Annotated in this window: 5 protein-coding genes and 1 pseudogene; 1 reads left to right on the plus strand and 5 read right to left on the minus strand. The window is 69.5% G+C overall.

The features are described from left to right. From RWO33_RS18580 to ligA, 5 genes and pseudogenes are all read right to left on the minus strand, one after another. Nucleotides 1-345, minus strand: a pseudogene (locus RWO33_RS18580) (S-methyl-5-thioribose-1-phosphate isomerase); the annotation flags it as partial. Nucleotides 346-400: 55 nt separating this feature from the next. Next, nucleotides 401-1096 (minus strand): DUF3011 domain-containing protein, encoded by a 696-nt coding sequence (locus RWO33_RS18585; RefSeq protein WP_314106719.1) that lies wholly within the window; start codon nucleotides 1094-1096, stop codon nucleotides 401-403. 192 nt (nucleotides 1097-1288) lie between these two features. Further along, entirely contained in the window at nucleotides 1289-2233 is a 945-nt protein-coding gene (gene epmA / locus RWO33_RS18590; RefSeq protein ID WP_314106721.1) for an EF-P lysine aminoacylase EpmA, read from the minus strand. Then, complete coding sequence (locus RWO33_RS18595) at nucleotides 2230-2715, minus strand: GNAT family N-acetyltransferase (RefSeq protein WP_145481664.1); 486 nt, start codon at nucleotides 2713-2715, stop codon at nucleotides 2230-2232. The genes epmA and RWO33_RS18595 overlap by 4 nt, the downstream gene beginning before the upstream one ends. Before the next feature lie 45 nt (nucleotides 2716-2760). Then, complete coding sequence (gene ligA, locus RWO33_RS18600) at nucleotides 2761-5223, minus strand: NAD-dependent DNA ligase LigA (RefSeq protein WP_314106723.1); 2463 nt, start codon at nucleotides 5221-5223, stop codon at nucleotides 2761-2763. A gap of 179 nt (nucleotides 5224-5402) precedes the next feature. Here ligA and RWO33_RS18605 point away from each other — a divergent pair. Next, nucleotides 5403-6196: aminotransferase class I/II-fold pyridoxal phosphate-dependent enzyme (locus RWO33_RS18605; RefSeq protein WP_314106725.1), on the plus strand; the 794-nt coding region annotated here is incomplete at its 3' end.

Here is a 6196-nt window from a genome sequence, read left to right on the forward strand (position 1 = left end):
GCGCATGCGTGCCAGCGCCCAGGCCAGGTTCACTGCGGTCGGGCGCGACGCGTTCAAACGCTGCAGGGCCGGTTCCAGCTTCGCCAGTGCCTGCGCGCCGTCGTCGGCCTGCACCTGCCGGGCCGCCAGCACCACGCCCCAGGCCGCGGCAATACCGATCGCCGGGGCGCCGCGCACGGTCAGGGCATGGATCGCCTCGGCCACCGCGTCGCTGTCACGGCATTCCACATGCTCGACCACGAACGGCAGCTTGCGCTGGTCCAGCAGCTGCAGGGAATCGCCGGTCCACAGGATCGGGCGGATATGGTCGTAGCGGGCGTAATCGATGTCAGGGGATGCATTCATGCCCCAATTGTAGGGCCACGCCCTGCGTGGCTGCGACCCTCGCACGCCCTCCAGGTCAATTCACCTGGAACTCCGCCCGACAGCCCTCGTCCACCCATACCCCGCGTGCGTCCCAGCCCCAGCTGCGACCCTGCTCGCAGGCGCTGCCGGACAGCTGCTTGACCAGCCGCGCTTCTCTGCTGATGCCGGCGCCACAAAAGCGGCGTTGGCGGGATTTGGATTCGCACACCAGGGTGCGCGGCACGTTCAGGAACCCACTGCCGTCGGCCGCGCCGACCTCGAAGTCGGCCTGGCAGCCACGGGTGACCCAGATCTCGTTGCGCTTCACGCCCCAGCTGTGGTCCTCGCGACAGGGCATGGCGCCGAGCTGGCGCAGCAGGCGCACCGGGGCGCCCTGCAGGATGACCGGGCAACTGGTCGGGCGGCCATTGGATTCGCAACGCACCACGCGACGCACCTTGCGTTCCGTGCCGCCGGCCGACGCAGCGCTGCCGCGGCTGCGGAACTCGGCCCGGCAGCCCAGGGTGACCCATACGCCGGTACGGTCGGTGCCCCACTCGGAACCGCGCACGCAGCTGTTGTCGGACAGCTGGCGGACGAGCTCGACGCCGTTGCCGACCGGCATGTCGCAGTGCACCCATTCCATGTCGCGCGACTGGCAACGCACGACCTGGTCGGCATAACCGGTTTCGGCCCAGGCGATGCCGGGCAGCAGGCAGACCCACAGCAGGATTCCCGCGACCGGGAGCATCCAGGCGTGGCCGTCCCCTGCGCGCAGGCGCCCCGTCGTTGCCGAGGGCGTTGGTCCAGCAGCTTGCACCCGCGTCATCACCACCCTTCCTGCCGCCACTGAACGATTACCCCGTCACCATCCGACATCGGGTGTGATCAGAGCATCATCGTGCGGTGCGCGCAATACACGCACGTTGCAGCCAACACGCGTTCAGGCCTGCGCGAAGTCGAACGCGAGCACGTCCGCGATACGGCCGGTGCGGTTCATCGCCATCAGCAGGCGGTCGACCCCGACCGCGACGCCGGCGCAGTCCGGCAATGACGGCAATGCCTGCAGCAGGTGTTCATCCAGTGGTGGAAGCACCGCCCCCCGACCGCGCCGCACGGCATGGTCGCGTTCGAAGCGGGCGCGCTGTTCGGTCGCATCGTTCAGTTCGTGATAGCCGTTGGCCAGTTCCACCGCGTCCAGGTACAGCTCGAAGCGTTCGGCCAGCGGGGGCGCGCCCGGGCGCACGCGCGCCAGAGCCGCCTGGCTGGCCGGCCAGTCGTGCACCACGGTCATGCAGTCGTCGGCGAAGTGCGGCTGGATGCAATGGGTCATCAGCAGGTCGAGCCAGTCGTCGCGGGTCAGGCCATCGGCCTCGATGCGCACGCCAGCCAACGGCGCCTGCAGGTCCTCCAGCCGCGCGTCGAACGGGTCCACGCCTATCCGTTCCCGATACAGACTGCGGTAGTCCACCACCTCCAGCCGCGCCTCGCGCTGCACCAGCGCCAGCGCCGCGCGCACCAGCGCTGCGGTTTCCTCGATCAGGCGGTGGTGGTCCCAACCGACCCGGTACCACTCCAGCATGGTGAATTCCGGATTGTGGCGGCCGCCGGCCTCGCCGTTGCGGAACACCCGGCCCAACTCGTAACAGTCGCCCACCCCGGCCGCAAGCAGGCGCTTGAGCGGATACTCCGGCGAGGTGCGCAGCCAGCGCTGCGCGCTGCCGGCGTCGACGTGGCCGCTGAAACGGGTATGGAAACTGTCGATGTTGGGCTCGGTGTTCCCGGCCGCCGACAGGATCGGCGTTTCCACTTCCAGTACGTCGCGTTCGGCGAAGAACGCGCGGATCAGGGCATTCAATGCGGCGCGCTGGCGCAGTGCGGCGATCACCCGCGCGCGTCCTGCAGGCGCCTGGCCAGCTGCAGGGTCAGCAGGCTGCGGGTGTCATCGACATAGCCGGTGGCCAGGTACAGGCGGCGCGCCAGTTCGTTGTGGTGGTTCACTTCCAGGCGCATGCGCTCCACCCCGCGGGCGTTGGCGCGCTGCTCCAGGATCGCCAGCGCCTGCTTGCCGCGTCCGCGACCGCGGGCGGCATGGCTCAGGTACAACTCGTCGAGCAGGGCGAAGTGGCCGCCCTGCTCCAGGCTGAAGCCCATCGCCAGGGCGGCATGCCCGACCACTTCACCGGTCTCGGACAGCCACAGCAACACCTCGCCATTGCGCGGGTCTTCCAGCAATGCGGCCAAGGCGCGGCGCACGCGCGCTTCGTCGAAGTCGAGCTGGTCTTCGGCATAGAAAGCGCGCATCAGCTCGACCACCAGTTCGGTGTCGGCCACGGTGGCAAGGCGGAAATCGAGGGGGGCGGTCTGCATGGTGGATCGATCCGTGTCGTGGGCGCCACGGGGGACGCCGGTTTCTCAGTGTGCGGCGAGGTAGGCGACCAGGCGCTCTTCGTCCCAGACGTCGATGCCCAGTTCGGTGGCCTTGGCGAGCTTGGAGCCCGCTTCGGTGCCCGCTACCACGAACGACGTCTTCTTCGACACGCTGCCGGCGACCTTGGCGCCGAGCGCTTCCAGCCGCTCCTTCGCTTCGTCACGGGTCATCTGCGCGAGCGTGCCGGTCAGGACGACGGTCTGGCCCTCGAGCGGGCCTGACGCCTGCGCCGACGCTTCCGGAGCGCGCTCGAGCAACGTGCGCCGGTAGTCGTCCGCCTTGAGCAGCATCGGACCGTGGCCCTCCTGGTCCAGCCACCCGGTCACACCGAGCGCGACGTCATTGGGCAGGCCGGCGGCCACCAGCTGCACCGGCTCGGCGTCCAGCACGGCGGCGGCATCGGGCAGCATCGCGGCCAGCTTCTCCGCGCGCAGGCGGGTGATGCCGGGAATTTCGGCTTCCACCAGCAACTGCGCGAAATCCAGGCCATCGCGCAGTTTCGCGCTGGGCGGATGGGTGACGCTGATCCGCACCTGGCCGACCTGCAACAGGGCGTCGATCGCTTCCTGGTTGCCAGGCTGCTCGAAGAAATGCCCGAGCGAACGCGCCACTTCCCCGCCGATGTCGGGCACGCGCTTGAACAGCGGCCACGGCAGGTGCCGGATCAGCTCGAGGTCGCCGAACCAGGTCGCCAGCGCCTTGGCGGTGCTCTCGCCGACATGTTCGATGCCCAGCGCGAACAGCAGGCGTTCCAGGGTGGTGGTGCGGCTGGCATCGATCGCGGCGATCAGATTGTCGGCCCACCTGGTGGCGATCTTCTTCGTGTTCCACGCGAACGCAGCCGGCAGCGCCAGCGCGCGTGCGCGCCAGCGCTCGTCGCCGGCGTCCAGCGCCAGCACGTCGCGCAGGTACTGGCCGCTGCCGTCCGGCGGCAGGTGCACGCCGATCTGGTTGGCCAGCGCCTGCGGCGATTCGGCGTCGAGCACCAGCTTCAGCTGCAGCAGCTGGTCGCGGGTCAACCGGTACAGGTCGGCCACGCCGCGCACGATGCCGGCATCGACCAGCGTTTCGATGTACTTGCCGCCCAGCCCGTCGATGTCCATCGCGCGACGCGAGGCGAAATGCGCAATGGCTTCCTTGCGCTGCGCCGGGCAGCTCAGCTCGCCCGAGCAGCGCCAGGCGGCAGCGCCTTCCTCGCGCACGATTTCCGACCCGCACACCGGGCACCGGGTGGGCATGGTCCACGGCGTGGTGCCGTTGGGACGACGGTCGGCGATGACGCTCACCACTTCGGGAATCACATCGCCGGCGCGGCGCACGATGACGGTGTCGCCGACCCGGACATCCAGCCGCGCGATCTGGTCGGCGTTGTGCAGGGTCGCGTTGGACACGATCACCCCGGCAACGGCGACCGGGTGCAGGCGCGCCACCGGGGTGGCGGCGCCGGTGCGGCCGATCTGGATTTCAATCGCCTCCACCGTGGTGGTCTGCTCCTGCGCCGGGAACTTGTGCGCGATCGCCCAGCGCGGGGCGCGCGAGACGAAGCCCATCTGTTCCTGGCCGGCGCGGTCGTCCAGCTTGTAGACCACGCCATCAATGTCGAACGCCAACCCATCGCGGCGCTCGCCGATGTCACGGTAGTAGGCCAGCAGCCCCTCGCTGCCCTCCACCACCTGGCACAGCTCGCTGACCGGGAACCCCCATGCCTGCAGCTGGGCCAGCGTGGCCGAGTGGGTCGGCGGCAGTTCGCCGCCCTGCACTTCGCCGGTGCCGTACGCATAGAAGCTGAGCTTGCGGCGCGCACTGAGTTTCGGGTCGAGCTGGCGCAGCGACCCTGCCGCGGCATTGCGCGGGTTGGCCAGCACCTTGCCCTCATGCAGGCGTGCGTCGGCGTTGTACGCCTCGAAATCGGCGCGTGCCATGTAGACCTCACCGCGCACTTCCAGCACCTTCGGCCAGCCGCTGCCGTGCAGTTTCTGCGGAATCACCTTGATCTGGCGCAGGTTGGCGCTGACGTCTTCGCCGGTGCTGCCGTCGCCACGGGTGGCGCCCTGCACGAAGTGGCCGCCCTCGTAACGCAGGCTGATCGCCAGCCCGTCCAGCTTGGGTTCGGCGGAAAAGAACAGGGCGTCGCGACGCAGGCGTTCGCCGATGCGGCGCACGAAATCCTGCACTTCCTCGTCGCTGAAGGCGTTGCCCAGCGACAGCATCGGCACCGCATGGCGGACCTCGGCAAACCGCGAGGAGGCCTTGCCGCCGACGCGCTGGGTCGGCGAGTCGGCCTGGACCAGTGCCGGATGGGCCTGCTCCAGCGCTTCCAGTTCGCGCACGAGGCGGTCGTAGTCGGCATCCGGAATCAGCTGCTCATCACGGTCGTAGTACGCCTTGCCGGCCTCGTCGATCTGGCGGCGCAGGGCTTCGGCACGTTGGGCAGGGCTGGATGGCATGCGTGGAAGATCCTGGGAGGGGGGGTGAATTCTAGGCCGAACACGGTTGGATCGGTCAGCGGGGAGCGCATTCCACCCGTACCGGTTCAGAGCCTGGCGAAACGTTCCAGCACTGGCTTGCCTGCCTCGCCGCGGGGCGCTAGCGTGCCGGACATTGTCCTGTTTCCGGTGTTCCCGCCATGTCATCGCCCGTCTCGTCGCGCCGTTCCTTCCTGCAGCTGGCCGGTACCGGGTTGGCCCTGTCCGGCATCGGCCTCGCGCCGGCCTCGGCAGCGCCCGCGGCCACGTCAAGCGTGGTCCTGCCGACCCGGGCGGCGCCGGCCGGCAGCGTGCTGCTCAACTTCAACGAGAGCCCGTATGGCCCTGCCCCGGCGGCACAGGCGGCGGCACGCGACATCGTGGCCGGGAGCGGTCGTTATCTGTTCGCCCTGGCCGGGGAACTGCGCGACACGTTTGCCCGGCAGGAAGGCGTGGACAAGGACCGCGTGCGGCTGTTCCCGGGCTCCAGCGAACCGCTGAACCGCGCCGCGGTGGTCTGGACCTCGCCCACGGCAGGACTGGTGGTGGCCGACCCGACCTTCGAAAGCCTGGGCGACCTGGCAGCGGCGCGGGGTGCCACGGTGGCCAAGGTGCCGCTGCGCGCGGACGGGGGCCATGACGTGCACGCCATGGTCGAGGCCGCGCAGCGGATGGGTGCCGGGCTGCTGTATCTGTGCAACCCCAACAACCCGACCGGGTCGATCACGCCGGCGGCGGACATCGCCTGGCTGCTGGCGCACAAGCCGAAGCAGACCCGGCTGCTGGTGGACGAGGCCTACCTGCAGTTCAGTGCGCAACCGTCGGTGATCGCGCAGGTGATGCAGCGCGATGACGTGATCGTGCTGCGCACCTTCTCCAAGCTGTATGGCATGGCGGGTTTGCGCCTGGGCGTGGCGGCGGCGCACCCGGACCACCTGCGCGAGCTGGCCAGCCT

The organism is uncultured Stenotrophomonas sp. (genome assembly GCF_963519925.1).
In the GTDB taxonomy this organism is placed as follows: Bacteria; Pseudomonadota; Gammaproteobacteria; order Xanthomonadales; family Xanthomonadaceae; genus Stenotrophomonas; species Stenotrophomonas maltophilia_AE.

Coding starts and splice junctions, on each gene's coding strand:
- RWO33_RS18585 (WP_314106719.1), bottom strand. CDS start 1,096: ATGCTCCCGGTCGCGGGAATCCTGCTGTGGGTCTGCCTGCTGCCCGGC.
- RWO33_RS18595 (WP_145481664.1), bottom strand. CDS start 2,715: ATGCAGACCGCCCCCCTCGATTTCCGCCTTGCCACCGTGGCCGACACC.
- ligA (WP_314106723.1), bottom strand. CDS start 5,223: ATGCCATCCAGCCCTGCCCAACGTGCCGAAGCCCTGCGCCGCCAGATC.